25 protein-coding genes and 2 tRNA genes are annotated in these 26,969 nt (G+C 40.6%); 15 read left to right on the top strand and 12 right to left on the bottom strand.

All coding sequences use genetic code 11. The features are described from left to right. Positions 1–14 precede the first annotated feature (14 nt). From OCV11_RS04725 to OCV11_RS04755, 7 genes are all read left to right on the top strand, one after another. Positions 15–869 carry a PRD domain-containing protein gene (locus tag OCV11_RS04725; protein ID WP_261895310.1) on the top strand — a complete coding sequence of 285 codons (855 nt, stop codon included), beginning with the start codon at positions 15–17 and terminating at the stop codon, positions 867–869. A 160-nt stretch (positions 870–1,029) separates the two neighbouring features. Then, a tRNA-Ser gene (locus tag OCV11_RS04730) sits at positions 1,030–1,120 on the top strand. 89 nt (positions 1,121–1,209) lie between these two features. Next, positions 1,210–2,490: a tyrosine-type recombinase/integrase gene (locus tag OCV11_RS04735; RefSeq protein WP_261895311.1), complete on the top strand. Its 1,281-nt coding sequence runs from the start codon at positions 1,210–1,212 to the stop codon at positions 2,488–2,490. Positions 2,491–2,889: 399 nt separating this feature from the next. Further along, positions 2,890–4,659 (top strand): KAP family NTPase, encoded by a 1,770-nt coding sequence (locus OCV11_RS04740; RefSeq protein ID WP_261895312.1) that lies wholly within the window; start codon positions 2,890–2,892, stop codon positions 4,657–4,659. Positions 4,660–4,765: 106 nt separating this feature from the next. Continuing rightward, complete coding sequence (locus OCV11_RS04745) at positions 4,766–5,338, top strand: hypothetical protein (protein ID WP_261895314.1); 573 nt, start codon at positions 4,766–4,768, stop codon at positions 5,336–5,338. 42 nt (positions 5,339–5,380) lie between these two features. Next, complete coding sequence (locus OCV11_RS04750; protein WP_261895316.1) at positions 5,381–5,704, top strand: hypothetical protein; 324 nt, start codon at positions 5,381–5,383, stop codon at positions 5,702–5,704. A gap of 462 nt (positions 5,705–6,166) precedes the next feature. Further along, positions 6,167–6,709: a hypothetical protein gene (locus tag OCV11_RS04755; RefSeq protein ID WP_261895317.1), complete on the top strand. Its 543-nt coding sequence runs from the start codon at positions 6,167–6,169 to the stop codon at positions 6,707–6,709. 171 nt (positions 6,710–6,880) lie between these two features. Here the strand turns inward: OCV11_RS04755 and OCV11_RS04760 are convergent, their stop codons facing one another. Then, on the bottom strand, positions 6,881–7,162 hold the full coding sequence (locus OCV11_RS04760) for a hypothetical protein (protein ID WP_261895318.1): 282 nt from the start codon (positions 7,160–7,162) through the stop codon (positions 6,881–6,883). A gap of 23 nt (positions 7,163–7,185) precedes the next feature. Continuing rightward, positions 7,186–8,199 carry a hypothetical protein gene (locus OCV11_RS04765; RefSeq protein ID WP_261895319.1) on the bottom strand — a complete coding sequence of 338 codons (1,014 nt, stop codon included), beginning with the start codon at positions 8,197–8,199 and terminating at the stop codon, positions 7,186–7,188. A gap of 152 nt (positions 8,200–8,351) precedes the next feature. Here OCV11_RS04765 and OCV11_RS04770 point away from each other — a divergent pair, with 152 nt between their 5' ends. The 5 genes from OCV11_RS04770 (at position 8,352) to OCV11_RS04790 (ending at position 14,620) form a co-directional block, all read left to right on the top strand. After that, positions 8,352–8,789 carry a hypothetical protein gene (locus tag OCV11_RS04770; RefSeq protein ID WP_261895321.1) on the top strand — a complete coding sequence of 146 codons (438 nt, stop codon included), beginning with the start codon at positions 8,352–8,354 and terminating at the stop codon, positions 8,787–8,789. A gap of 23 nt (positions 8,790–8,812) precedes the next feature. Then, positions 8,813–9,973, top strand: coding sequence for a YfjI family protein (locus OCV11_RS04775; RefSeq protein ID WP_261896228.1), 1,161 nt, complete (start codon positions 8,813–8,815; stop codon positions 9,971–9,973). 209 nt (positions 9,974–10,182) lie between these two features. Then, positions 10,183–11,187: a tyrosine-type recombinase/integrase gene (locus OCV11_RS04780; protein WP_261895322.1), complete on the top strand. Its 1,005-nt coding sequence runs from the start codon at positions 10,183–10,185 to the stop codon at positions 11,185–11,187. Positions 11,188–12,044: 857 nt separating this feature from the next. Beyond that, positions 12,045–12,719 (top strand): LuxR C-terminal-related transcriptional regulator, encoded by a 675-nt coding sequence (locus OCV11_RS04785; protein WP_261895323.1) that lies wholly within the window; start codon positions 12,045–12,047, stop codon positions 12,717–12,719. Continuing rightward, positions 12,719–14,620 (top strand): sensor histidine kinase, encoded by a 1,902-nt coding sequence (locus OCV11_RS04790; protein WP_261895324.1) that lies wholly within the window; start codon positions 12,719–12,721, stop codon positions 14,618–14,620. The genes OCV11_RS04785 and OCV11_RS04790 overlap by 1 nt, the downstream gene beginning before the upstream one ends. Before the next feature lie 541 nt (positions 14,621–15,161). Here OCV11_RS04790 and aphA read toward each other — a convergent pair. The 5 genes from aphA to OCV11_RS04815 form a co-directional block, all read right to left on the bottom strand. Then, on the bottom strand, positions 15,162–15,872 hold the full coding sequence (gene aphA, locus OCV11_RS04795; RefSeq protein WP_261895325.1) for an acid phosphatase AphA: 711 nt from the start codon (positions 15,870–15,872) through the stop codon (positions 15,162–15,164). Positions 15,873–15,968: 96 nt separating this feature from the next. Beyond that, positions 15,969–16,436: a DMT family transporter gene (locus tag OCV11_RS04800; protein WP_261895326.1), complete on the bottom strand. Its 468-nt coding sequence runs from the start codon at positions 16,434–16,436 to the stop codon at positions 15,969–15,971. A gap of 115 nt (positions 16,437–16,551) precedes the next feature. Then, positions 16,552–16,842, bottom strand: coding sequence for a N(2)-fixation sustaining protein CowN (cowN, locus tag OCV11_RS04805; RefSeq protein ID WP_261895328.1), 291 nt, complete (start codon positions 16,840–16,842; stop codon positions 16,552–16,554). A 106-nt stretch (positions 16,843–16,948) separates the two neighbouring features. Continuing rightward, complete coding sequence (locus OCV11_RS04810) at positions 16,949–17,338, bottom strand: DUF1360 domain-containing protein (RefSeq protein WP_261895330.1); 390 nt, start codon at positions 17,336–17,338, stop codon at positions 16,949–16,951. An 83-nt stretch (positions 17,339–17,421) separates the two neighbouring features. Then, on the bottom strand, positions 17,422–17,859 hold the full coding sequence (locus OCV11_RS04815; protein WP_261895331.1) for an Rrf2 family transcriptional regulator: 438 nt from the start codon (positions 17,857–17,859) through the stop codon (positions 17,422–17,424). Positions 17,860–18,092: 233 nt separating this feature from the next. On the opposite strand from OCV11_RS04815, the gene OCV11_RS04820 reads away from it, so the two are divergent. Continuing rightward, complete coding sequence (locus OCV11_RS04820; protein ID WP_261895332.1) at positions 18,093–19,733, top strand: methyl-accepting chemotaxis protein; 1,641 nt, start codon at positions 18,093–18,095, stop codon at positions 19,731–19,733. 63 nt (positions 19,734–19,796) lie between these two features. Here OCV11_RS04820 and OCV11_RS04825 read toward each other — a convergent pair. The 3 genes from OCV11_RS04825 to OCV11_RS04835 form a co-directional block, all read right to left on the bottom strand. Continuing rightward, positions 19,797–19,873, bottom strand: a tRNA-Pro gene (locus tag OCV11_RS04825). A 63-nt stretch (positions 19,874–19,936) separates the two neighbouring features. Beyond that, a complete protein-coding gene (locus tag OCV11_RS04830; RefSeq protein WP_261895333.1) occupies positions 19,937–21,742 on the bottom strand; it encodes a DUF3413 domain-containing protein in 1,806 nt (601 codons plus the stop codon). A 36-nt stretch (positions 21,743–21,778) separates the two neighbouring features. Further along, a complete protein-coding gene (locus OCV11_RS04835) occupies positions 21,779–21,994 on the bottom strand; it encodes a YejL family protein (protein WP_261895334.1) in 216 nt (71 codons plus the stop codon). 84 nt (positions 21,995–22,078) lie between these two features. Between OCV11_RS04835 and yejK the strand changes: the two genes are divergently transcribed. Continuing rightward, on the top strand, positions 22,079–23,083 hold the full coding sequence (yejK, locus tag OCV11_RS04840) for a nucleoid-associated protein YejK (protein ID WP_261895335.1): 1,005 nt from the start codon (positions 22,079–22,081) through the stop codon (positions 23,081–23,083). A gap of 76 nt (positions 23,084–23,159) precedes the next feature. On the opposite strand, the gene nhaC is transcribed toward yejK, so the two are convergent. Beyond that, a complete protein-coding gene (gene nhaC / locus OCV11_RS04845) occupies positions 23,160–24,608 on the bottom strand; it encodes a Na+/H+ antiporter NhaC (protein WP_261895336.1) in 1,449 nt (482 codons plus the stop codon). 436 nt (positions 24,609–25,044) lie between these two features. On the opposite strand from nhaC, the gene asd reads away from it, so the two are divergent. Further along, positions 25,045–26,160 carry an aspartate-semialdehyde dehydrogenase gene (gene asd, locus OCV11_RS04850; protein WP_261895337.1) on the top strand — a complete coding sequence of 372 codons (1,116 nt, stop codon included), beginning with the start codon at positions 25,045–25,047 and terminating at the stop codon, positions 26,158–26,160. A 140-nt stretch (positions 26,161–26,300) separates the two neighbouring features. On the opposite strand, the gene OCV11_RS04855 is transcribed toward asd, so the two are convergent. Beyond that, complete coding sequence (locus OCV11_RS04855; protein ID WP_261895340.1) at positions 26,301–26,939, bottom strand: YchE family NAAT transporter; 639 nt, start codon at positions 26,937–26,939, stop codon at positions 26,301–26,303. Positions 26,940–26,969 lie beyond the last annotated feature (30 nt).

Genomic DNA, 26,969 nt, shown 5'->3' on the forward strand with positions numbered 1-26,969 from the left:
GTTTAGGTGATTAATTGCTCAAAATAATAAAATCGCTCAATTCCAGTGTGGTATTGGTGGAAAAAGATCAAAAGCCTATGATTTTAATTGGTAAGGGCATTGGTTATGGTAAGCAACCAGGTATGTCTGTCGATGAGAGTCAGGTCAGCCAAGTGTTTTTGCCGATAGATAACCTCTATGTGCAAAAATGTCTTACCTTAGCTGAGCATATTGAGGTCGTTTATTTTGAGCTGACTGAGGAGATCATCCGCTATGCTGAGGATCTCCTCCAGAGCCCACTCAATCCGAGCGTCTATTTCACTCTTACCGATCACTTGCAGTTTATCAAAGAACGACTTGCTCAGAATATGACCATTACGAATCGATTGGTATGGGAGGTGAAAACCTACTATCCCAAGGAATTTCAGGTTGGTTGTTATGCGTTAGAGAAAGTAAAGCAAACATTGGGTTGCGATTTGCCAGAGCAAGAGGCAGCTAATGTGGCATTTCATATTATCAATGCCCAAAGTAGCGACTCTTGCGCCAGTGATGCAGAACGTTGTGCCCAATTGGTGGGTGAGATTGCCAGTTTAGTCAGGCATAAAGTGGGCGTGGCTCTGAGTCAGGAGTCCATTCACTATGCGCGCTTTATCACTCACGTAAAATTTTTTGTTGAACGCTTTTTCACTGACCGAATGTTGGATGATGGTGAAGATCCCATGTTTGAACATCTTTTGCGTCAGTATCCACAAGCGATGGAAGGGGCCTTTACGATTCGCCAATTTATCGAACAGCGCTTTGAACGGACGATTTCGGATGAAGAGGTGGTCTATCTCGCGGTGCATATCTACCGCTTGCTTAAGCAATATGACAAGGAAATGGCAGGGTAGTTATTTGAATTTGCTAATATTTTACGTTGATTTTGTAAAGCATTGGTAACGGAATCCCCCTTTTTATAAAAAAAATCGGTTTTGTGCACATTATTTCAGCAAACAGTAAATTCAGGGGTTTACAAGTTTTTTAAGCCCCTATATTATGCGCTCCAACAACGGAGAGATGGCTGAGTGGTTGAAAGCACCGGTCTTGAAAACCGGCATACGTTAATAGCGTATCTAGGGTTCAAATCCCTATCTCTCCGCCACATTTTGAAGCCCAAGCCCTTTTAAAACAAGAGCTTGGGCTTTTTCGTTATGGTAACGTTTTGGCATGATACGTACAAGTGATACGATCATGTTCCTACTCAAAGACCGCAATGCCACATATTACGCTCGTTACTGTTTTTCAAAAGACTTAGTCGAAATAGGTTTTCCAGCAGAGCTAAGGTTCTCTCTAAGCACAAAAAAACGTTCGGAAGCTATAGACCGATTAATGGTTATCATGAGCCATATTCGCGGCTATGTGTCGACTTGGGATAGGGATGGAAATATTCCGCTTACGCTCCAAAGGTTAAAATCGGAGCTAAAAGCCATCCGTCAAAGAAATTTTTGCCATGTTGTAGATGCTCCCCCCCTGCCTGTAAAACATGTATTGCCTGTATTAGAAGTAAAACCATCTGTTTCTAAGCATCAGATCAACAAACGACTATTGGATGACTTCATACGATCTAAGGAGGTTGAAAATATTCTGCCGCGCACCATTCAACAGCTGGAATCCCGAATTAGAGCCTTTGTTAAATTCGCTAAGGCGAATGCACTTGAAGCAACGACAAAACATGCTATGGACTTCAGAGATGAGTTATTAAGATCAGGTAAGGCGGAAAAGTCAGTCATTGAGTATCTAGCGGCTGCTCGTCAATTTTATAAGTGGTTACGGCTCCGAGGCGATCTCGATAAAAACATATTTGAAGACGTGAGCGTTAAGAGAAAATCTCGCAGAGCTTCAGAAGATCGGCAAAGATGGACAAAATCCGATTTGTACAAGTTGTTCAAACACCCTAGCCTTACACCACCTAGCAAAAATATTGTGCGCACACAAAGGGAACTAGAGGACTACTGGTTGCCGCATTTATTACTCTATACCGGAGCTCGTGTGTCCGAAATTTGCCAACTCGATACAGCTGATATAAAGCTAATAGAGGATATTTGGTGCATCGATATTAACGACATCGGTCAAGATAAGCGGCTAAAATCCGCATCTGCAAAACGACTAGTCCCAATACACCCAGAGTTAACTAATCGTGGATTTCTGCACTATGCTCAAACGCGATACGAGAACAAGCAGCAGAAGTTATTTAATTTCAGAGCAACCGGAGTCAACAAGGACTGGTCAGCGAGATTTGTAAACCGCTTTGGCAAGATACTTGATGATTTGGGGTTTATAGCATCGTATCGTCCAACACTTCATAGCTTGAGGCATACCTTTATTGACGAACTGCAACAAAGCGGTGTAGCTGAGAACCTTGTAGCTGATTTAGTCGGCCACACAAAAACAAACCTGACATTTAGCCGATACGGTAAACGGATCAATCTGACATCTCTTTATAGTACAGTGAAGAGCTTAGATGTCCTGTAGGTTAACTCCAATTGTTGCCGCTCGTATCAACATATTGCGCTGATGGTTGATTCTTCCCTATGGAAGCCAAGAAGCGGCTTTCAGTTTTTGCAATAGCTATTAGCCCCTGCGTGTCTGCTAAAACATTTGTGCCCCAAAATTGTTTAGCTAAGTATTCCTGACCACATTCTCATGCCAGTTCTTGACCTACATAAACTAATATCAGATTATGAACCTAGTTGAGCACCTTGGGCTTCACAGACATGTTCTGCAATTTGAGAGTGGAAGAGAGTGGAAGGAATAATAAAACTGATAGAAGAGTATTTTACTTCTATGGTGTCTCTATTTTCTGAAAATATTATAAAGACAATGTCTGCTGAAAAGGCACTGTTAACTAGAACCTAAAATTTTGAGGTAATTGTGAAGCAAGTAAAACAAATAATTGAGTTATTGGAAGATGAATCATTTCCTCAAGTAGTATTGATTGACGGTGCTTGGGGAAGCGGAAAAACTTACTTTATAAGAAAAAGTTTAATAGAGGCATTGAATAGTAAATTCAAGCAATCAGTGTTTTATTTTTCTCTATATGGTATTTCTAGTATTGATGATTTTAGAGATAAAATAATTTCATTATCAATGACTGGAGATGAGAATGCGTCATCTTTGGGGAAAATTGCAACTAAGATTATTGATGGAGCAGCCAATTTAGTCGGTGAAAAAGGAGTTGGTGCAATTCTAAGTGGAGCTGCTGGTGCATATAAATATAGTCTATATAGTACGCTTGATAACTGTATATTTATTCTTGACGATCTTGAACGCATACCTGATGAAAATGTAATAAAAAATATCCTTGGAGAATGTTTGAATTTAGCTGAATCTAAAAATATAAAAGTTTTAGTTGTTGCAAATGAAGATAAACTTGATTGTAAAAGTGATTTGGAAAAAGTTTTTGCAGACAAATATAAGTTTGGATTTACACATGAAAAAATTGTGGATATCCTGAAGCAGGAATATAAATTATCCGATAATAAAATAACTAATGAGATTATATTAAACATTACTTCTTTGGATTCAAAAAATATCCGAGTTCTAAAACGTTCTATTGCTAAGTTTTTACGTATTAAAAGAGAAATAGAAAATATAGAAAATGTAATTGTTGACCAAGCTTTATCCCGAGTATTGGCTGATATAATTAGGATTTGTTATGCGAGATTTGAACTCGGTTATTCAAAGGAAATGATCTTAGATGCTACGAATACAAGGTTGTTACGTCATGTAGCAAACAAAGATAATGATGATGTTGATAGTGACTATGATGTTTTAGATAATATTTTTAATAACAGTATACATAGTATAAATGAGAAATTATTGACGTATTGTTGTGATGGTCTTTTTGAATTTGATAACTTAACGATTGAACTGAACCTACCTATAAAAGGAACTCTCATTGATTCAATGAAATCTCCATGGGCTCAAAACCGTTTAACGGATGAAGAGTTTTCAAAAGGAGTGACTTTACTTGAAGAATTTATGGAGGATTCTTCTACTAAAATTAAAATGTATGAATGGTTTGAAGTCTGTGATACATACATTTATCTATTGGAAAATAGAATAATAGATTCGACAAAATACTCGAAGGATACAATATTAAAAATGTGTCATGATATTTCTATTGATCGTTTTTTATTACCTGAAATTAATAGTTATTATGATCGTGAAATTCGTAGTGAATTTTATTGCCATGATGTATTGGAATGTTACAAAAATAAAAATAAACAACTTATGGTTTTGGCAAAATCAAATAAAGAAAACAATTTTACCAAAAGATTTATTAAATCATGGTTTAATGTTCAAGATGAAGCGCATCAAAGTTTAATGCATACTCCTATTTATCAAAATTTAGATGGTGATATAGTTAGAAAAGCTCTGATAAATTGGTCAAATGAAGAGGTTTATGAATTTGTAAGATTTAACAAGGAGCGCTATAAATTTAGCAATATATATGATTATTTTGCAATAGAAATTGAGTCACTTAAAAATCTCGCAGAAAAACTAGAAATGTTAAGTAACGAATTAGGATTTGGTCTCAAAGTCGCAAATATTAGCGAATTGCGTAAATGTTTTATTGATTCATCAAGCAGAATGGAATTTGCTATCGAAGCTCAGAACACTGCGCAAAGTGCAAGTTAACAAGACGAAGCAATTGACAAAATAATTGTCACGCATTTTGCAGAGCAAAATGACGCGCCAAATATTTTGCAACTGTTCTCTGTGTTAGATTCAATGGAGTAATAAATTGAGTAAGTTTAAGTGGCCATTTGACTCAGCCATAACAATTGCTATCTTCGCTCTAATTTTGAGCGCCGCTCAATTTCTACTAACAACCCCGATATTTGTGAATTTCTATCTTCATCCTGACTTAAAAATAAGTGGCTCTGGCAGTGCGCTTGATTCCGAGACTCTAGTGGGAACTTTTGTGCTTCGTAATGGCGGGCGAGCTCCAGCCAAAAACATAGAAGTCGGTTTTGTGCTCCAAGAGAACCAGAGAATTTTAATAATGCCAAAGATAAAGTCAGAAATTGTCGTAACTGACGACAGTCCTGTTTTAGTTAAAAATGTTCGTTTGGATATTCCGAGACTGAATTCTGGTGAAGAGGTTGTGGTGCTAATAATGCCCAGCTCAAATGGTGAGCGACTTAATAAAGAACTCGTCGGTTTTATGAAATCATCAGGCATTAAAGAGATACCATTTGTTTCATTTGTAAGATCAGAGCATGGAAATGGAGAAAATCTTACAAATGGCATAAACCGAGAAATCGAAAAATCTAACAAGTCAATTCAGTCGACCGCTAAAGCGGCGGCGTATTGAGGCGTTATACCTACTATTAACATCTGCGAAAAAGGGGAATTCATGGCTAAATTTAAAGATGTATATAATTTTGAATGCAAGGTTTTTGAGCCGGAAACGTCAGAATTATCTGTGAAAGAACTGAAAGTTATGTTGAAGCAATTATATGAATACTTCCCATACCTAGACGAAGGGGATGGCAACAAAAAACCTTATGATACTGACAAGGACTACTCGAAAAAATGGTTTAAATGCTATGATCATTTGCTAAACCTTTTGTCGATGAAAAAACAAGAATCTCGCTATAAGCTTTCACTCACATTATCGATAGTTGCAATTGTAATATCAGTAATAGGTGTTGCAGTAAGAATTACGGTTTCAGGGTAATTAGGTATAACAAGAACAAACAACAGAAAAATTAATCGGTTAGACTCTAGTTAGCTGCTGTTGCAAGCGTTAAGCCATAGAAATTTTGATTCGAAATAGACTAATTAGGGCAAAAGATCTATCACGTCGATGTCCATCAACGTGTCAGCTAGATCTTAGCTAGCACGAAAATGCCCCATTTCTGTTTACGAAAGATCAGATTCACTCAATTCCCTTTATCGATATCTAAAATTTGGCAATGACTATGTGTTTGTATAGTTGCATAATAATCATCAATGTCGTCTTTTTATCTGTTAACTACTACATTAGCGGCATTTTGTAATGACGGATTTTGAAAACTGATTTTTTCCATTTAAAAATCATAGAATTGCTATTACATTGATAGAATGAAGTGGAGATTAGGTGGACAATGTCTCATAGACATTGTCCACCTAAGAACTGTTATGCATTTTCGAGAAAGATATGACTAAAAAGAACGTTTTATTTTTTGTTTTAGTAATTCTGTTTGCTCTAACCGCAATAATCACATTATTAGGTGTTCTTAATTTTATTAAAATTGAAGATTTTTATCTTAAAAGCTTATTTGGCGCTTTTCTGCTCGAGCTTGCAGCTACAATATTTTCATTGGCAAATAAGAGCAATCTTTTAGAAGACACCGAAAATGGTAAAGCCGAGAGTCAACCAAGATATGCAGCACTACGGTTGCATGTATGGGGTGATCATAGAGCCCCGGATAGAATAGAAGCTGAAAATATTTTTAGGTGGTATTACCTTCAAAATATAATCATTGGCATAAATGAAAAGGGCGCTGAAGTTAGGCAGAATACTTCAAATATTCTATTTTTAACCTTTGACAAAGATGTGTCGGTTTCAACTTTCAAGGTGCAGTCACCGGACATTCAACTACCCGTCTATGAGGTTAAAGATTTTAATCAGAGATATGCCATTATTGTTTTCTCAGGGGCGGTTAATGCAGGTACGTTGGAAGTCAAGGTAGTGCCATAAAATGCATAACAAGGCGATGCTAGGGACTCGCCTACGCTGCGCTTCGGCAAGCTCCAGAGCGCGGCGTTACTAAAACGATTCTGTCCAAAAGTGAGTTAAGTTAGGTCTAAAAAAGCCCCATATGTAACATATCGTTACATATGGGTTATGTTTTTAATTAAACTAAAATATTTAAGGTAAAGGGAACGGAATGTTTTCATCTTTATCATCTAAAATGGAACTTACTATACCCCCTACAATTTCTGATACTACATCGTTTTTATTAGCATCTAATACAACATTATTTTCTATAGTTAGGTTATATGATTTAGCTAGTTTTATAGTTATTTTTTCATTAACCCATTTATTATCAAAGGTTATGCCCGTTTTTTCTTTTAATTTATTTAATCGTTCATTTACTTCTGTTGTTACTACATTATTAATCAAAGATGGTACTGTTAAAAATCTGCTCATAGTCTTTATTTAAAGTATAATTTTTATAATTTAGGGAAATCAAATTTATTTTTTAAATTATTTCCTAAGTTATATTTTTTCTGTTTAGAATCAATATTCATAAATAAAGTTGATATCAGTTCTATTGTGGCTTGATCTGTCTCATCGCATGAAATATCTTCTAATTCATTGAGCTCTTTATTGATACGATTCAATTGACGGTTCATTTGCTTAATATTCTGTAACTCATACGCCTCTAGCCACTTTTTTGCTTGCCCGATAATACGTATTAGTCTTTTGTTCTGCTCTGAAAGTTTTTCTTTCTCACGGGCAGCTTTAACTGACCACGCAGGAGCTCGTTTCTTTGCATATCCGTTATATTCTTTTACTGGTTGATAATCTTGATTACTGATGTTCATCACTTTAATCATTGCGACATTAAAAGATTGTTTAATCAGTCTAGTCGTTGATTTTCTTTGCAAATCTCGCAAATAAACTAGGTCGTTAGTGAATTTCCCCAAAAGGATATGTATATGATCACCAGCCCCTTTTAACTCCTTGTCTTGGTTCTGCTGGTGCAAAACAGCACGCACAATTGGAACTAAGCTCTTGGAGTCAACATTTAAAGATCGAGCTAAATTTCTCATGACCATATTGAACATAGAACGCCACTGTTCATTGCTGGGACGAATCCCCTTCGGAAGCGAGATAACAAACTCAATCGCAGGTTTAGGTGGTCGACCACCTTTTCTTTTTTGTGCTAAAAATAGTTTATATTTTTCGCAATTACGAATCATATTAAGCGAATGATTTTCGTCGCCAAAGATAGTTTTTATTTTTTCAGTATATGTGTGATTCTTATGATGTTTGTCATTCAAATATCGCTCTCTTGCGATTACACACTTTGCTGGTTCAGCAATAACAGTCCAATTTTTGATCATGTCTTTATTTAAAAAATATGATTTACAAAAACAGGAATCAAATATTATATTAATTGTCGCGTAGTCAAGATGGGCAAACTTAGTGAATTCTTCCCTATTAGTTTTGCCACTTGCCAAAGGGGTCCCCTCTGAACTCCCTAAAAATGTAAGTGAAATAAATTTCCATTCATTTTCATTACATTAAAAAATAATCAGAAAAAATACTCTCCTAACACTTGCATTGCCCACGTAAATAAACAACTTTAAGTCTAAACAAATAAAAATAAATCATGACTACAAAGTACATACCTAGCAATACATCTCGCAATGAGAACCAACTAACACTATCTACAACTGGAGTTGTAGAAAATAAAATAACAAATACCAATGGTACAGGTAATACAGGTAATACAGGTTGGGGTACCCCAATTCCACTTGACGTTGATCCACTGCCAAAACCTAAAGAATTGAGAAAAGAAATGCTCCCTAAAGCATTTCGACAATTCATTATCGAAAAATCGTACAGTGTAGATGACACGGCTCCGGATTATCTTGCTGTCGCTTTGGTTGTGATGTCTGCAAGTATTATCGGAAGTAATGCTGAAATAAAGCCGAAGAAACATGACTCATGGTCTATCGCTTGTACCCTTTGGGCATTTCTGATAGGTAAAGCATCTGACAAAAAGACTCCAGCCCTCTTGCTGCGTTATCTGCCGTCGAAAAAGTAAAGAAATCGATCATTGCCCCGAAAATTGCCGCTTTAGAAAAATCTTACCAATTAAAGATGAAGCAATTCGTAAAAATTAAAGCTCGACTTGATAAGCAATATGAAGCTGCGTTTGAAGAAGATAATGACGACCTAATGTCAGAAATTGAAGCCAAAATTATTGCTCTGAAAGAGCCTGAATCTTTCGATAAAAAAGAAATTTATGTGAATGACTCTACTATTGAAGCTTTAACCCTTTGTGCAGAGTCTTCTCCCTCAGGTCTAGCGGTTGTAAGAGATGAAGCCAGCGGTTTGCTCGCCATTTTCGAACAGGCAGCTCGTACACATGAACGTTCAATTTATCTTGAAGGTTATAACGCCAAGAGAACCAGTTACACTATACGACGTATTGGTCGAGATGATGTCGTTCTCCCACAGCTATTTATCAATATGTTAGGCGGAATCCAACCAGATATGCTACGAGGTATGATTCAATCAGCATTGTGCGGAAAAATGAACGACGGATTCCTTGAGCGTGTTTTGCAAATGTCAGTTTATCCAGAATCGAAAAAACGTACCCTAACAGATTTCAAAGTTTCGCCAGAGGCTGAACAATCGATTATTCGCGTTTATTCAGTACTAGCACAGCTCGACACACCTCACGATCCATTTGCGTTCAAATTCGACCATGTGGCTCAAGCAAAATGGACGAAATGGTCAGAAGAAGCATTGCGTGATGAACAGAATTCGTCAAAAGAGTTATTGTCATACCATGCTAAGCGTACGGAACACTGTGCGAAGCTGGCACTGATTTTTCATCTAATTGATGAAGCGAGCAAATCATCTATCAATTCAGTGTTCAATCCAAATCTGAAAATAAGTGTAGAAAGCCTAAATAGGGCTATGATCTGGATGCGTTATTTACGTTCCCATGCATACCGAATCATAGAATCTGCTAAATGCGCTAACACGGAACAAAGCCCTGCGTCTATTTTGCTAAGGCATCTTCCAGATTTAGATGGTCAGTTCACTAAAAGCCAACTGTCGACCAAGGGTTGGAAGAATTTTAAAACGTCTGAGCAACGTAATGAAGCTGTTGAGGTACTTCTTCGTCATGGCTACATAAAGGAAGCTCGGATTTTTGTTGATTCATCTACTAAAGACGTTAAAGGCTACATAATCCATCCTGATTTTATTCAGAAATAGTCGGACGTTTAAGGTGGGGATGATTCTCCACCTTACCTTTCAATTGTTCACTAAATAGTCAGCAATATCACTTTTGACACAAACTATCTCAATATCAAAGCACCTTTTCTCAAAAATTAATCATAATTACTTGATTTTTAAGGATTATTTGCAAATTGGTTAGTAACAAAATTAAAGTAACTTCATCAGTTCTAATAAGTGCGAATGAAATGACTACTTTAAAGCGTGAAAGCAGAATAACAGCTCAAACTGCAATCAAGAGATTTGTCAATTATGTGGAAATAAGTCCATCGTTAAAACCCTCAACGATTGCTGGCTATAAAACAATAGCGAATAGACTCTATCCGCTCTTAGATAATGTTTATCTAAAAGATATTACAGCTTTCGACATTGAGCATCTCTTAAACGTAATCTTGGTGGAATTAAGCCAAATCAGAGGACAAGGTTACAACACGAAGACAAGGGAGAATACGAGATCCTTTCTCAAATTGATGTTTGACCATTTTTACAAGCGCAGAGATATCCGCTCCCATCCATTCTCAATGGGTATAAAACTAGCTAAACATGACGATACTCAGTTTATCTTGCCTTACACGAAAGCTGAAGTCGCAGCTGTACTAGCACTAAAGGATGGATGTGGCGTTGTCGAAGGGTTCGAAGTTACTGTGAATGAAGGACTTCGACCGGGAGAGCTGCTTGCATTAACAACTAAAAGCTATAACAAAGAGGCTGGCTATCTAGAAATCGATAAATCTATATGTTTGAACCATCTTAAATTCCCGAAAACAGTTGGATCTAAGAGGCGTATTATGATTACAGATGCTACAAAGCTGCTAATCGAACAATGTGTCGATTCGAATGACTTTGACGAATATGAGATTCAATGCCATCGTGAAAGAAGAATAGTCGAAACTTTTAATGATAAATTTGTATTTTACAATCCGACCGACGGTTCTTGTTGGGGAGATAGTAAAAATTTCTGTACAAAATTAGCACCTTATTTTCATCGAGCCAATGTTCATTTCCGAGGGGTACGTCCCGCTAGACATACGTTTATTACAAATGCAGTAAATGCTGGAATTTCATTCCAAGACGTAGCGGATCACGTAGGACATAGCGATATTGCAACCCTGAAAAAACATTACTTGTATTGGCAAAATTTTCTTATTGGTAAGAATAACTTACATATCCGAAATGCAATGTGCACATACTAGTCAATAGACTCATTCCGAAGCGCCGAAAGGCGCTTTTTTTATATCTGTTGAAAGTGATACATTCATTTGATACATTTTTGGCAAATTTTGACAATTAACCTTCATGCCTAAAATTCATAACACACTGTTTTTGATGGGATTAATTGGGTTTTAAATTGGGTGAAAATAGGGTTCAAATCCCTATCTCTCCGCCACATTCGAAGAACCCGCTGACTTGTCAGCGGGTTTTTTCATTTCTAGTACTGTATTTTCCATCTTACGAGTTTGCCCATCGGTCTCTTTTTAGCCGTTATGTTCTTAAGATTGAGAACACACGGTAGCAATGTTAAGTACAACGATTGCCTGTACACTCTTAAAGCAAAATATGCTTCACAAATGGAAATTTGAAATATAAAACTGGTTAGATAATAATTTTTACGATTGAATTAAACTTAACCTTTTTCCTATTTGGAAATATACAATAAAGCATATGTCAATTATATTTATTCTAGGTTGATATATTGGGTTCATATCTCTGAAATAATTATCTAGTTCATTTATTATCTGCAGCTTACGTGCTTGTATATCAAATAAAATTGAGTTATAGATAATAATTACCGACGTTTTTGTGCGGAATATCAAATTTATTTTTGCTTCAGAGACTATAAGTAACTCGTCGTATACTCGAGTCGTGCTGACCTGAGACTCTTGGGATGGACTCAACATCATTGTTGTATACGCACTTGTTTATTGATGGAAGAATGAACAGGGTGATATGTAACATAAATAAGATTTTTGATAGAGATATAATGATTTAATTATCATTGTGCTGAGTTCAGTATATAATTCTGCTCCAAATAAGGTACTAGAATTGGATTATGACTTCACCATTAACGCCTCGCATTGAAGATCTTACTATTCTCATTGTTGAAGATGAACCTCTTTACATGGATAGAATTAAGTTAGTATTGCAACAGTTGGGGTGCCCATCCTTACTGGTTCATAGCGCTCACACATTAAAAGAGGCGTTACGTATAATTCCTATGTATTCATGGGATTATGCGTTTATTGATCTTGGCTTACCTGACGGACACGGGCGCAATATTATTGAGCAGTTGCATAAAACTCAACCCAATACCGGTATTACAGTGATTTCTGCTTGGAGTGATGAAAATACGATTTTTTCAGCCCTGCAAGCGGGTGCTACAGGTTACTTGCTTAAAGAGCGTGATGATTTAGAGATCATGTTGGGGGTGCGCAGTACACTTCGCGGCGGTGCTCCGATAGATCCGTTTATTGCTAAGCGTATTTTGCAAGAGATACCTAATCGTGCACCTGTAGAAACTGAAGTGTCGGATTCCCCGCTCAGCCGTCGTGAGCATGAAATTTTAGAATGGGTGGCAGATGGCATGTCGAATAAAGAGATTGCTAACCAGTTATCCATTTCCCGCTACACCGTAGAGACACATGTAAAAAGTATCTATCGTAAACTAGCGGTCACATCTCGGCTCAATGCGGTGAAAGCAGCACGAGAAAATGGTTTATTACACTAATGAAGTGGTTGAGCTTACTTGGTTTGTGGTTGTGCGCATGGCTAGTGTGTTCTAGTGCTTGGGCACAAGCTCCAGTGAATCAAGTCAATCAGCGATGCTCGGTGCAAATAGGTGACGTCCAAGCTTATCGAAGCTCAGAACCGACCGATATGGCCATTCTCACTCCGCCCGCAATGGATGCTCCATCGCAAGTGGTTACCTTACCCAATAATTGGTCCACCATTTGGCCAGAGTACACGGGTGTTGTTTGGTATCGAATTCCTTGGCAATGGCACTGTGCTGACAATGAAACTCAGCATCAACCGATTGGCATTGTTATTCGCTTCATCAGTATGGCTGGTGCGGTCATATTTAACGATCACCTACTGTGGCGTGATAAGCATTTCAGCGAGCCGCTCTCTCGCAGTTGGAATCGGCCGCTCTATTTCACTGTTCCTCAGTCTGCTGTCCTTCCGGGCGAAAACGAAGTTTGGGTTCGGGTGGTGGGCTTAAAAGAGCAAGCTCCTGGACTTGGGAAAGTCACTTTCGGCGAAGCTCAGCCTCAATACGATGTCTATCGTCATTTAGTATGGCAGCAGCGAACGCTGTTTCTCATCAATTTAATCGTATCGATCGTTTTTGCGATCATTTTTACGTTTATCTGGTGGAGTTATCGGTCGGCTACCGCAAATGGTTGGTATGCATTGCAGACTTGGTGCTGGATCGGCTTTTGTGCTCATCTATTAATGACCGAGGGGGCACCTTTTGACTCTTCGTTACAGATCGCCAAAATCAACGCTATCTTTTTGGCTGCCTTTATTTGTACCACCAATATTTTCTCATGGCGCTTTATTAACAAGCGCTGGCCTGTATGGGAGAGGATCATTTGGACGGTATTTACCGTCAGCTCAGTTATTTTGTTGGTGACGCCTTATTCATGGCTACGAACCTTACTCAATATTTGGGGACCACTCTTTATGTTGGGCTATTTGGGGAACCAAATCGCCTTCGTTACTGTTTCCATTCGTAGCAAAGAGAGGGAACACAAACTGATCGCATTTTGCTATTTGCTCTTTATGGGTATGGCAATTAATGATTATCTCGTTTTGATTGATGTGAGAGCCGAAGATGCTCCACTTTTGATTCCCTATGGTTCTATCGTCACTACCGTAATGATCTCATACCTGCTGGCCAAGCGCGTCGCCAATAACATGCTGCGTGTGACCCGTTTTTCTGAGGAGATGAATGAGGCGGTGACGAAAGCCTGTGGCGAGCTCAACGACCAATTGACGCAAGCGCATTTACAAGATATTGAGTCTACCCGGAATGAGTTACGGCAAAACTTTTCTCACGATTTACATGATGGTGTTGGTGGCGAACTGGTGCGCTCTATCGCGCTCTTTGAGAAAAAACAGGGGCCGTTAGAGCAACAATTTGTGCTCTCTTTACTTAAGCAGATGCGTGATGATTTAAGACAAGTACTTGATAGCTCTGCTAATAACAGTATGCAGGTTCCTGAATCGCCAAGAGCATGGCTTGCTCCTCTTAAACAACGTTTTGGTAACTTGTTTGATGAGTTGGAAATAGAGCACAGTTGGTATATCACCTCTGCTTGGTATCTTGCTCCTAAATCTAGTCAGTGCGTGGCGCTTGGGCGTTTTATTGAAGAGGCGTTGACTAATGTGGTCAAACATAGCCGAGCTCAAACTGTACAGGTTACCGTCAGTTATGGGGAGCAGGATACTTTAGTGCTCTCAATCGAAGATGATGGCGTTGGGTTTAATTGGCAGGCGCTGCAAGGAACCAGTATGGGGATAGGCTTGCATAGCATGCAAGAGCGGATCGCCAAGATCGGTGGCAATTTAACCATTGAGTCGACTTCGGGAAAAACATCCTTGATGGCGACAGTACCGCTTCACTAGCGTTATTGATTGAATTAGGTAGCAAAATACCTAGTTTCAGTGATTTGCCTACCACTTTAGTGGCAGTAAGATACTCCCATCAACAGAGAGTTGGGATAGAGGTCACGATAACTGTGTGATCGTAGGTTATCGAGAAAAGCTTCGATCTAGCTGCATTAGTTGAACGAAGATAAAACTAACAATGTTAGTTGGCACATAAAAAATAAAATACATAAAAATAGAGGGTTATCTAGCAAATAAGAAATGCATCTGAAATGTTTTATTGAGTACTTAGAGTGTTCAATTTTATGTCGGATTTGAAATTTCTAAGTGCTTATTTCAGTCTTTGCTGAATTGATGTTACTCGATACCTGCAGTTCAATTAGGGTTGCGGTTGTCAGGGAAAGGTTCCGATTTTGCTTAGATAGCCAATCTACGACGTCGTTGGTAAAAGCCCACTCTTCGGAGTGGGCTTTTTACTTTGTCACCAATAAATGTTGTAGCTAACCATCTATAGTTAAACACTTAATGTTAGGCGCACGCGGTGATTGAATATTTCTCGCTAGTATTGAGAATCGCGTAAAATACGTTCACCGTACAAGCCATTTTTCGGTAACGGCTTATAGCTAGAGTTGGCTGCACGCAGCACACGAATCCCTTCAGCTCCGGCTTGACGTGCAGAAATAATGTCACCATCCGCATCGCCATAATAGATCTGAATTTTATGAGCTTTGATGTACTGAGTTTTGGTGTAAACCGTACGGCTGGAACCGGCAAAAATCACATCGTTCATTTTCTTAATGTGGAAGGTCTTTTTCAGATAATCGGTCGTGAAGTGACAAGGAGAAGCCGTACGACCTGTGATGAAGTAGATATCGTCACCACGAGATTGGTGCATCGCAATCAGCTTTTGTGCAATCTCTTTTGGCATACTAAACGCGTCCCAACCACAGTTGGCTTTATCCCAAAACTTTTGGTTACTTAGATATTCATAACCATTAGGGGAAAACATCTGCTGACCACGATAGAAAACAGGTGAACTAAATAAGGTGGTGTCGTCGATGTCAAATCCCACCGCAATAGGCGATTTACCTTGCAATTCATGTTCGATATCGCTGACATCAATCATGTGAAGGTCATTAGGAATACCGTTCGCCAACATTTCTGCGGTGGTGTAACCCGGATGAGTGCCTGGCGTTTTAGGGTCGGCGTTGACGGTGTAACTCAATAATGCACTGAGACTAACTAGACTAATTAACAGAGGCGTTTTCAAAAGAATGTCCTTTTCGAGCAATGACATAAGAGGTCGTAGCATAACCTTATGCGCCTAAATGTGTATAGTCGAAATGCAACTTAAGGGGTAATTTTGCTAACGCTGTCCAAACCATTTATCACCGAACATAAACAGCGCTAAGCCGATGAGCATGATGGCAAGCCCAGCGTATTTCCACCAATACACCGGTCTAATTGGCATCTGAATTAAACCTAAACTGTCGATCAGCATACCTGCAATCAACTGACCGAGAATAAATAAAAACATCGCATTGGTAATCCCAATACGTGGTGCCAAAAAAATACTGGTAAATACCACCGATGCCCCGATGAGCCCGCCTGTCCAACGCCACCAAGGCTGCTGAGCAAGTTGGACTGACATGCCACTCCACTGCACTTGAGTTAATGCAAGCAAACCTAAGCAAATGGCACCCACGGTAAAAGAGATGAATGCCGCCATTAAGGGTTGTCCATTGACCCCCACACTTAAACGACTATTCACCGCTGCTTGGACAGATAGACCAATTCCGCTGGTTAACGCCATAACAAAATAGAGCCAGTTCATGCAATCTCCTGATGAAGAGAATCCTCGTCAGAATAGGATGGACCATTTTTGCCAAGGGAGCGAATAGCAGGAATTGAACCAATTCAATTCCTGCCTCAGTGAAATTGTCATTAACTCAACAACATTCTTGTTCGATTTGATACAAAAGTGCCAATGCTGGTTGGTCATCACATTGGGTAAAATATTCGAACAAAATGTTCATTTGGTTACCAATGAAGTGGAGGTTATCGTGGCCACAGCGCTGCTGGTGAGCACGTTTATCGGCAAAATAGACCTGCCATTTATTGTCGCCAGCTTGCAAGCTTAGGTTGTGTTCAAGCATGCCGATCAAACGATCGGCATTTTGATTGCATTTGATTCCTTCGAATGAAACATAACGGTCGATACTTTGTGTAGTTTTTTCCATGTTCAATTCCTTTTGTTGGGGATTTTGTTCGTGTAAGAATAGAATTGCAAAAACAGTACCATACTCTTGTATCAGCCACACAAATTCTAAGCTGTGTGATCCACGTTTACGATGACTTAGTCATTGTCTGTTTGATCTCTTCTTCCCGCAGTTTTTTGGCCATTGCAGTGAGAAACACTTTAAACACTACACCAGAAAGAAAAACGCTCAGTGAAATGGTGACAAACGTGGTCACTATCCAGTCAACGATAGGATAGGGACTGGTAATAAGGCGGGGTTGATAAATACACATCGCAGCAATGACGACCCAATGATTCATGCAATAGAAGCAGTGAAATAGATAGCCAATCATATGGCCAGCTTTGTTAGCCAGTAGACGTAGTGGTTGGAAGATCTCAGTTTGGGTGATTGTGATTGAGATATTCGCGGAGGCTAATGCAATGATAAAACATATCCAGACCGCATTAGCTGTAGGGGATTGCAACAGTTCAAGCATAGATTTTTGACTCGGTTATTCATGTAACTTTGAAAGTTACATGAATAACCGAGTGCAATCAACGGGACAAAAAGTACGGCTATTTAGGAAATCGCATCAAGATAACGTTCAATAAAATCGTCACTGAGCATAGCGAGAGAAATATCAGCAAAGCGGTTAAAGATCAGTTGTTGTGCTTGAGAAAAAGCATCTTGAATCGCGTTGTTGACGGCTTTCTCTACCACACAGTTAGGGTGTTCGTTGTCGCAACCCATCGCAAACAGTTGTGGAGAACCAACTGCTTGATAGATATCGAGTAGGGAGGTTTGGCTGAAATCACAAGTGAGTAGCCAGCCACCACCGTGGCCTTTTTCAGAGGTGACATACCCGGCTTTTCTCATTCCGGCCATAGTGCGGCGAATCACCGCAGCGTTGGTTCCAAGCATGGCGGCGATAGTCTCAGAGGTCATTGGGTTACTTCGATCTTTATTCATATGAAGAAGTACGTGCAGGACACGCGATAACCGACTGTCTAATCTCATGAGTTCGCCTTTGGGAATGAATTTTTGGTCATGTTAGCAGCGTAAGGTGAATTGTCTAGCCGCATAAAGATAAGAAATTTCTCATTATCATTACGCTGAATAAAAATTAATGTTCTAGACTGATTTTGAATGACGTATGTGGTTCGACCACTTGCTATGTGAGTGAAGAACACAAAAATAACACGGCTTACAAGCTGGAATTGGGTCTATTCAACACACAAGGATAACAACGTATGGGTTGGTTTATGGATTTGTCGCTGCGGTGGAAAATATCCCTACCGCTCGGCCTCGTTTTTATTATTTCCCTTCTAACTGGTTATAGCACCGCCACTTCTTCACGCAGTTTACTTCATGGGGTTGAGCAGGCGACTCGCTTTCATGTCCCTGCAATGTCTCTGTTACTTAACGTTGACCGAGATATGTATCAAGCGATGGAAGGATTGGAAAATGGTCTGCGTGCACAAATGAATGGTGCGGGAAATCAAAGCAAATATGAGCAAGATTTTCGAACAAACGCAGCTCAAGTCAAAGACCGTTTGTCGCAATACATCAGCTTGCAGCAGGACAGCACACATAAGGCGCAAGGAGAGAGGCTTCTCACGAGTGCTTTAGCGTGGATAAGTGATGCAGAAAAAGTGCAAGCGCTGCTCAATAGCAAGCAGGTTGCCCAGGCTGATCTGCTCTACTTGAGCACTGTTGAGGAGAAATTTGACGCAACGCGAGATTTGCTCGACCCGATGGGCGTCTACGAGGCAAAACAGGTTGATGATATTTCTCAGGTAATTTCATCTACAGTACACGAGTCAAATACCACGCAACTGTGGGGCACGGGTGTGGTCGTTGTGCTGATATTTTTAGGCATCATCACCGTGCCGTCTTTGGTATTACAGCGCGTAAAGTCGCTACAAGTTTGCCTAGACGAGTTAAACAGTGGCGAAGGTGACTTGCGCTTTCGTATTCAGCTAAAAGGGCAGGATGAGTTCTATGGTTTGGCTGTGAGTTTAAATCATTTTCTCGATAAGCTGCACAGCATCATGAAACAGCTTGATAGTCAGGCTAAAGAGATGTCCTCTTCTTCCAAACAGTTACGCCATCTCTCTAAGCAAACGTTAGATATTACTCAAACGCAGACAGTCGCTGTTGAGTCGATAGTCACTGCCGCAACTGAACTCAGTGCTACGGTTTCTCATGTCACAGAAAATACCGTCGCGGCGGCTAATGAAACCGAACAATCGAACCAACATGTGGAAAGTGGTCGTCACACGGCGCAAAAGGCGATTGCCAACCTACAAGTGCTGTGTAGCAATGTTGAAACGAGCGCAACGACTATTCGGCAAGTAGCAGAGTACGCGAATCAAATCACCGATATCCTAAATATCATTCAAGGAATTGCAGAGCAGACGAACTTATTGGCTCTTAATGCGGCTATTGAAGCCGCTCGAGCTGGAGAACAAGGACGAGGTTTTGCCGTTGTAGCCGATGAAGTACGCTCGTTAGCAAAACGCACACAGGATGCAACAGAAGACATTAATAGCATGATTGAACGGCTGAACAGTGGCGTGTCTTCTTCGCTCAGTGATATTGAGAAGAGTCTCAATCAAGCACATCAAACACAAACTTTCTCTGCCGATTTAGAACAAGCGTTATTGGCGATTTCAGAGTCAGTGGTGTTGATCCGCGATATGAGCCAACAAATATCGACGGCATCGGAAGAGCAGGATGTAACCACACGAGACATCAGTGAAAACATTACTAAGATAGGCGATTTAACCAAAGAGAGTGAGCATGGCGCGCAAACTGTCGCCAGCGAGAGCCAACATCTGCTCTCATTATCTGGATCGCTTGATAAGCTCTTATCACAGTTCAAATTATGATGCTGATGCGGTAGTACAACAAAAAGCAAAAAAGAGAGCCGAAGCTCTCTTTTTTTAGGTGTATGGTCGGACTGAGAGGATTTGAACCTCCGACCCCCGACACCCCATGACGGTGCGCTACCAAGCTGCGCTACAGTCCGATGGAAGTACTCTAATCACTTTTGCAAATACCGTCAAGAGCAATCAAATCATAAGATTCTGATTTAATTATCCTTTGCGTAAAAACGTTGCAGTTCAGTCAAACCTTGTAATAACACAGGTAAGGTTGGGCTTTCATGTTTTAGACGGCGATAATTCTCATCGTATACTTTGAAGTTACCAAACTTGTCGACCACTGTGGTTTCATTGCCACTAATCAGTGCCAATTCTCGGGTATCTCCAGCGAGAATCCACTTGCGCTTAGTCTCATCAAACAGGTTTCTACCACTACTAAAATCGCTCGGATTCGAAGATACGCCCATCAGATCCTGCAAAATGGTGACGGAAAGATCGAGGTGACTTGAACGATGTTTAAATTGGGCAGAGAGTTTTCCTGGCCAATGAATGATCATCGGTACTTTGATCTGGTATTGGCTGTAATTGCTGTTTGAACCCCAAGTATTGGTCTTGGTTTCATTAAATTCCATACCATGGTTCGAAGTAATGATCACCACGGTGTTATCCATTAAATTCAGTTGGTTCAATTTTTCAAATAATTGTCCAAGCTCATTATCAGCTAGCGCGACCGATTGTTGATAATCTTCCGCTAAATGCTGCACTGGCGACCCTTTTTGACCACTGTGATTAAGGTCATTAAAGTCTTCAACCGACGTCAGCTCGAGATAGCTAAACCAATGCTTGCCGTTTTGGCTAACAACCCAATTACTCCAATTTTCAATGGTTTGTTCGTCTGAATTGACATTAGGTTTAAAGGTCTGTTTGTCCATCGGCATGCCGCGGAACATGGTTTCTTCGTACAGAGTATCGTCGAAGTTATCTCCACTGAACAAGCCAAATTGGTAGTGATGGCTTTTCAGCACATCGAACATCACTGGCGATGCGCCTTGTGCGGTGATGCTGCTCGCGTAGCTACTTGGCAAACCATAAAACAACCCGAACAGTCCATACATATCGTTACTAGAACTGTAATGGTTCAAAAAGTTTAAGTTTTGTTCGGCAAACGCGCTGGTATAAGGCATTTGCTGAGGATTTAATGCGTCGGCGCGCAGGTTATTCACACTCACTAGTAGAATGTTGAGCTCGTTAGCGCGGCGGCCAAATTCGATTTTTTCGAGAGGGTAATTGACCAAATCAACATTGTGTTGGTTCTCTTCCAATCGTTTTAAATACTCTTCACGATCCAATAGCCCATGCTTCTCCATGAACGACTTGGCGGTCATAGGGTAGGAAAGCGGGAAGTTTGATTTCTGCCCAGTGACTGGGGTGTAGAAATAGGCATCTGACCACACATAGATCAGATGGCTGGCAATGAAGCAGACGAAAAATACAGCAGCCAAAGGACGACCAATCCGTTTATGTGACAGCTTACGTTGCTTGCGCCAAACCCATTCAGAGAGGCCCAATTCAAGCAAGAAAATCAGGGGTAACACCACAAAGAGGTGTTGAAGGTCTGTGCTTATCGCACTGCTTTTATCGCTAAACAGCAATTCCCACACCACGGGAGTAAGGTGCAGGTTAATAATTTGATAGGCTTGCGTGTCGACTAAAAGGACGGTGAGTCCTGCCGTCGCGAAACAGACCGAGAAGAATCGGAACACTGCTCGCGACGGGATCACAAAGGTCAACGGAAACAGAATTAACAAGTAAAGAGCGAAAACCAAAAAACCGAAGTGTCCCGCCCAAGAAACAGAAAGATAAAACTGTCCTAGGAAGGTCTCAGGCCATGGTGATTGCGCGATGTATCGCGTACCGATCAGCATCGCAGCTATGATATTGAAGAAGGCAAACCAGTGCCCCCAACCAACGAGGCGTGAAACGCGTTCGCCGTATGTATTTCCGCTATCTACCATGTGATGTTCTGTAATTTATCCGTTCTTATGATGAATTCAGTTTTTAATCGATGACATCAACGCTTGAGCAAACTTCTCTGCGATTGCTTTGCGCTGACCGGCTGCGACATTCTGATTTAGTACATTCGTGGCAATATTGCCTGCGATCATCAATGTTAACTCTGATGACGCACCGTGTTTATCAAGAACGGCAGCAATTTCAGTCAAGATTGTTTCAACTTTGTCGTCACTATATTTTGATGTAATTGGCATAAATACTCTGATGATGATAGTAAAAGCGGCTTATGATAACCTACTATGCCTTACAACTGAAACCACAACGATGATAATTTCACTATGAGTCTGCACCTTTCGAATGTCATTTTGCATCAATTGCGTAAAAATGATAACGACGAGCTCGTTGTTAACTTCCGAGCTCAAGCCCTTGATAATGATACATCAACAGAGAACCTTGTGGCTGAATTGCATCGAGTTTTTAATGCAAAATCAGGTAAAGGGTTCGGTTCTTTTCAATCTGACAGTGATTTTCAACAGTGGTTGCAGGAACTGCGTCAAGGAAACCGCAATTTCTACGACTTCTCGCAACTGAGCGCACAGCGTCTGCGTGATGAACTGTCAAAATATCCATTTGCCGATGAAGGCATTTTGGTGATGGCTGATTATCAGTCACTAGCAACAGAATATTTGTTTATTGGTTTACTACCAATGAATCAAAGTCTTAAGGTTACTGAAGGGTTAGATATCAGTGCGACGGACTACCTCGATATCAATAAAATGGATATCGCGGCACGAATTGATATCTCAAGCTTCGAGACCGATAAAGATTCCAATCGCTATCTTACCTACATCAAAGGTCGTGTTGGCCGTAAAGTGGCTGACTTCTTCCTAGATTTCTTGCAAGCCGCGGTAGGACTGGATACTAAGCAGCAAAACCAAGTGCTAATGCAGGCAGTGGAAGACTTTTGCACAGATTCAAAATTGGAAAAATCAGAAGCAATTAGTTACAAAAAACAGGTCTACGATTACTGCAACGATCAAATCAAAGCAGGAGAAGAGATCGAGATTAAGGAACTTTCTGGCGAGTTATCACCAAGCGAAGATGGTACTAGCTTTATTGAATTCACTGAAAAACACGGCTATGAGCTGGAAGAAAGCTTCCCAGGCGATCGCAGTACGGTGAGAAAACTGACCAAGTATGTGGGTGCTGGTGGCGGATTGAACATCAGCTTTGATAGCCTCCTGATGGGTGAGCGCGTGTTTTACGATCCAGAAACCGATACGCTGACGATTAAAGGCACACCGCCAAACTTACGCGATCAACTTACGCGCGGTAATAAGTAAAAAACAGTTCAGTTTAGAGACAAAAAGAGCGCCGCGGCGCTCTTTTTTATTAGGTTATGTTTTAGATAATTTGCTGTTACGCAGAACTTCTCTCTGACGCAATCGCAATACCTGATTCTTCTTCTACTTCAGCTGCTGTTGCTGTTGGCTCACATTTATCAACGAACCAACCCATGTACGAACAGAAGATAGTAATGGCGATACACACAAAGCTTAACCACATAAATGGCGCATAAGAGAGTGTTGCTACACCTAAGATGCTTGCCATATAAATGCCGTTATCACTCCAAGGCACCATACCTGAGGTCAATGTGCCGCCAAATTCTGCGTTACGAGATAAGTTCTTACGTTGATAACCAAGACGATCGTAATTTTTCGCGCAAATTTTAGGTGTCAGAATCAGAGATACGTACATGGCTGAACCAAATACGTTACCTAAGAATGCTGTACCAATAGTGCTGGTTGCTAACGAGCCAGAGCTCTTAATGCGGTGTTCAAACAGTTTAGCGATGGTTTCTAAAACACCAACGCGATCCAGTAGACCACCAAAACCGAGACCGAATACGATAACCGCAACCGAGCCTAGCATAGAGGACATACCACCACGGTTTAGGATTGAGTCGATAAACGGTACGCCTGATTCGATGCTAAAAGGTGCCCAAGCCGTTTTAAACGCCTGTAGGAAATCGACATCTTGAATCATGACTGCCCAGATAATGCCCAGCAGTGAGCCAAAACTGATGACTGGGAATGAAGGCATACGCATCGCAAGTAAACCCAGCACGATCAGTACAGGCACAAACGAATACGGTGTAATGTAGAACTGCTGCTCCATCGAGTGCATGACGTTTTGCACTTGTGACATATCAACATTGCCTGAGTAGTGGAACCCAAACAAGGTAAACATAATCGCAGTAATCACGTAACTAATGGATGCAATTGGCAGCATCCCTTTAATATGTTCAACGACTTCAACGTTAGACATACTGGATGCCAAAATAACCGAGTCGGAAAGTGGTGACATCTTGTCGCCAAAATAACAACCCGATAGCACTGCGCCAGCTGTAATTGGAGCTGGAACGCCCAATCCTTGTCCAATCCCCATCATCGCGATACCTGCAGTGCCTGCAGAACCCCAAGATGTTCCTGTTGCAAGTGCGGTAAGAGAACAAATTACCATCGTTGCTAATAGGAAAATGGATGGGTGAATGGCTTTTAAACCATAGTAAATAATGGTTGGAACAATACCACCTGAAATCCAGGTACCAACCAGAGCACCAACTGCTAAAAGTATTAAAACGGCACCTAGACCGTTTGAGATCCCATTTAGCGCTGCTTTTTCCAAGTCTTGGTACTTATGACCAAGGCGAATTCCCAGTACCATAATGATAAACCAGCCGATATACAGAGCTAGTTGGATTGGTAGGTCTAATTTTGAAGTAAAAGAAAAAGCTAACACTAAAAACAACCCTAGCGCGACTACCACTTGTAGCACGCTAGGTAAGCGTTTTGGGGCCTGTGCCATTATATATGCCTCTTTTCGAATGAATATGCCAATGGGTGAACAAGGAACCTATTCCAAAGTACGCGGCACTGTACCCTAATTGAATAAATATATCGAGTTTTAGCGTAGGAAATGTGATTCGGTAAGTCGTTTTGGTTAAATTTTAGTGCTAAATGTTGTTATATGTGGACTAAGTCGAAATAAAATTTTATGTAATGTATAAGCGGCGTGTTACTGGTGGCAGTACGGTAAATTCTTGAGCATTTTTATGGGGAAAAAGTAGGGTAAAAAGGAGAAATAGTGGCTGTTTTACCTATTTGAGTGGAGAGTCTGGGCAAATCCTATTCGTTAGGCACAAAAACTTTGGGTTTTTATCAAGAAACGCTTGAGATTTTATGCTGAACCACTTATAGATGGAGTTACTTTTTTTTTCGGAGATGACACGGAGAGTAATAGAATGAGAGTTGGTCTTGTTGGTTGGCGCGGTATGGTTGGTTCTGTACTGATGCAACGTATGGTTGAAGAAGGCGATTTTGACCTGATCGAACCCGTATTTTTCAGTACTTCACAGATTGGTATTGCTGCGCCTAACTTTGGTAAAGAAGCAGGCCTACTTCAAGATGCATTCGATATTGAAAGCTTGAAGAAATTGGATGCCGTGATCACCTGTCAAGGTGGTAGCTACACTGAGAAGGTTTACCCAGAGCTGCGTAAAGCAGGTTGGAAAGGTTACTGGATCGATGCAGCTTCAACACTGCGTATGGCTGATGACGCAATTATTACTCTTGACCCAGTTAACCTAAAACAGATTCAAAATGGCATTCACAAAGGTACCAATACTTTTGTTGGTGGTAACTGTACTGTTAGCTTGATGCTAATGGGTCTAGGTGGCCTATTTGAACGCGGTTTGGTTGAGTGGATGAGTGCCATGACTTACCAAGCAGCTTCAGGTGCTGGTGCGCAAAACATGCGTGAACTGATTTCTCAAATGGGTGTGATTGCAGATTCAGTGAGTTCTGAATTGGCAAATCCAGCCAGCTCAATTTTGGATATCGACCGTAAAGTAGCAGAAACGATGCGTTCATCTAGTTTTCCAACCGCACAATTTGGCGTGCCATTGGCGGGCTCTTTGATTCCTTGGATCGACGTAAAACGCGAAAACGGTCAAAGTAAAGAAGAGTGGAAAGCCGGCGCTGAAGCGAACAAGATTCTAGGTATTCAAGATTCACCTGTACTGATCGATGGTACTTGTGTGCGTATCGGTGCAATGCGTTGTCACTCTCAAGCATTGACTATCAAGTTGAAACAGAATGTTCCGCTAGATGAAATCGAAGAGATGATCGCGTCACACAACCAATGGGTGAAAGTGATTCCAAATGATCGCGACATTACAGCTAAAGAGCTATCACCAGCAAAAGTAACTGGTACTCTTTCTGTTCCAGTTGGTCGTCTGCGTAAGATGAGCATGGGTGATGATTTCCTTAATGCTTTCACTGTTGGTGACCAATTACTTTGGGGCGCTGCAGAACCTCTACGTCGTACACTTCGCATCATTCTTGCTGAAAAGCACTAATGTGAAATCATCATTTCTCATTAATAAATGAGAAGTGATGGGTTATCTCCTAAACAAAAAAGCGCCTTTATGGCGCTTTTTTGTTTCTATTTTTGAGCATTTGCATCGACTGACAAGGCTGCAAGCAAGAGTGTCATTGGTTAACCTAAACCAGGCAAAAGCCCACGCAAGCCATTGGTGATGAATTCAATACCCAACGAACCCAAGATTAAGCCCATGATACGGGTAATAACGTTGATGCCCGTTTGGCCTAACAAACGTACGATATAAGGTGCTGAGCGAAATAAAAGCCAGCTTGCGAAACTAAAGATGACAATCGTGAGAACGATGCCCATGGTGTCCCATGTACCCGGATAGCGCGCGCCATAAACGATGGTTGAACTGATGGCACCAGGACCTGCCATTAAAGGCATTGCCAGTGGTACAACACCAACTTGTTCACGGCTGATGTATTCGTTCTTTTCTTGTTTGTTTTGTTTATCTTCCCCCAATTTACCGCTCATCATGGAAAATGCGATGCTCATCAGCAGCATACCGCCAGCAACGCGGAAAGAATCAAGGGAAATACTAAACATATCCAGCAGCATTTGGCCGCCGATCAAAGCACAAGTCAAAATGATCGCCACAGAGACATTCGCAGTAATAGCGGTTTTACTGCGTTCTTCTGGTGACATGTGACTGGTCAATGAGACGAACACAGGCATGATGCCGACAGGGTTCACTGCGGCAACAAGGCCAAGAAAAAATTGAAGAAAAATAGCGAACTCAATGCTGCTCATGAAGGCTCTCTCTATTAATAATGAAGAACA

This window comes from Vibrio porteresiae DSM 19223, assembly GCF_024347055.1.
GTDB lineage: Bacteria > Pseudomonadota > Gammaproteobacteria > Enterobacterales > Vibrionaceae > Vibrio > Vibrio porteresiae.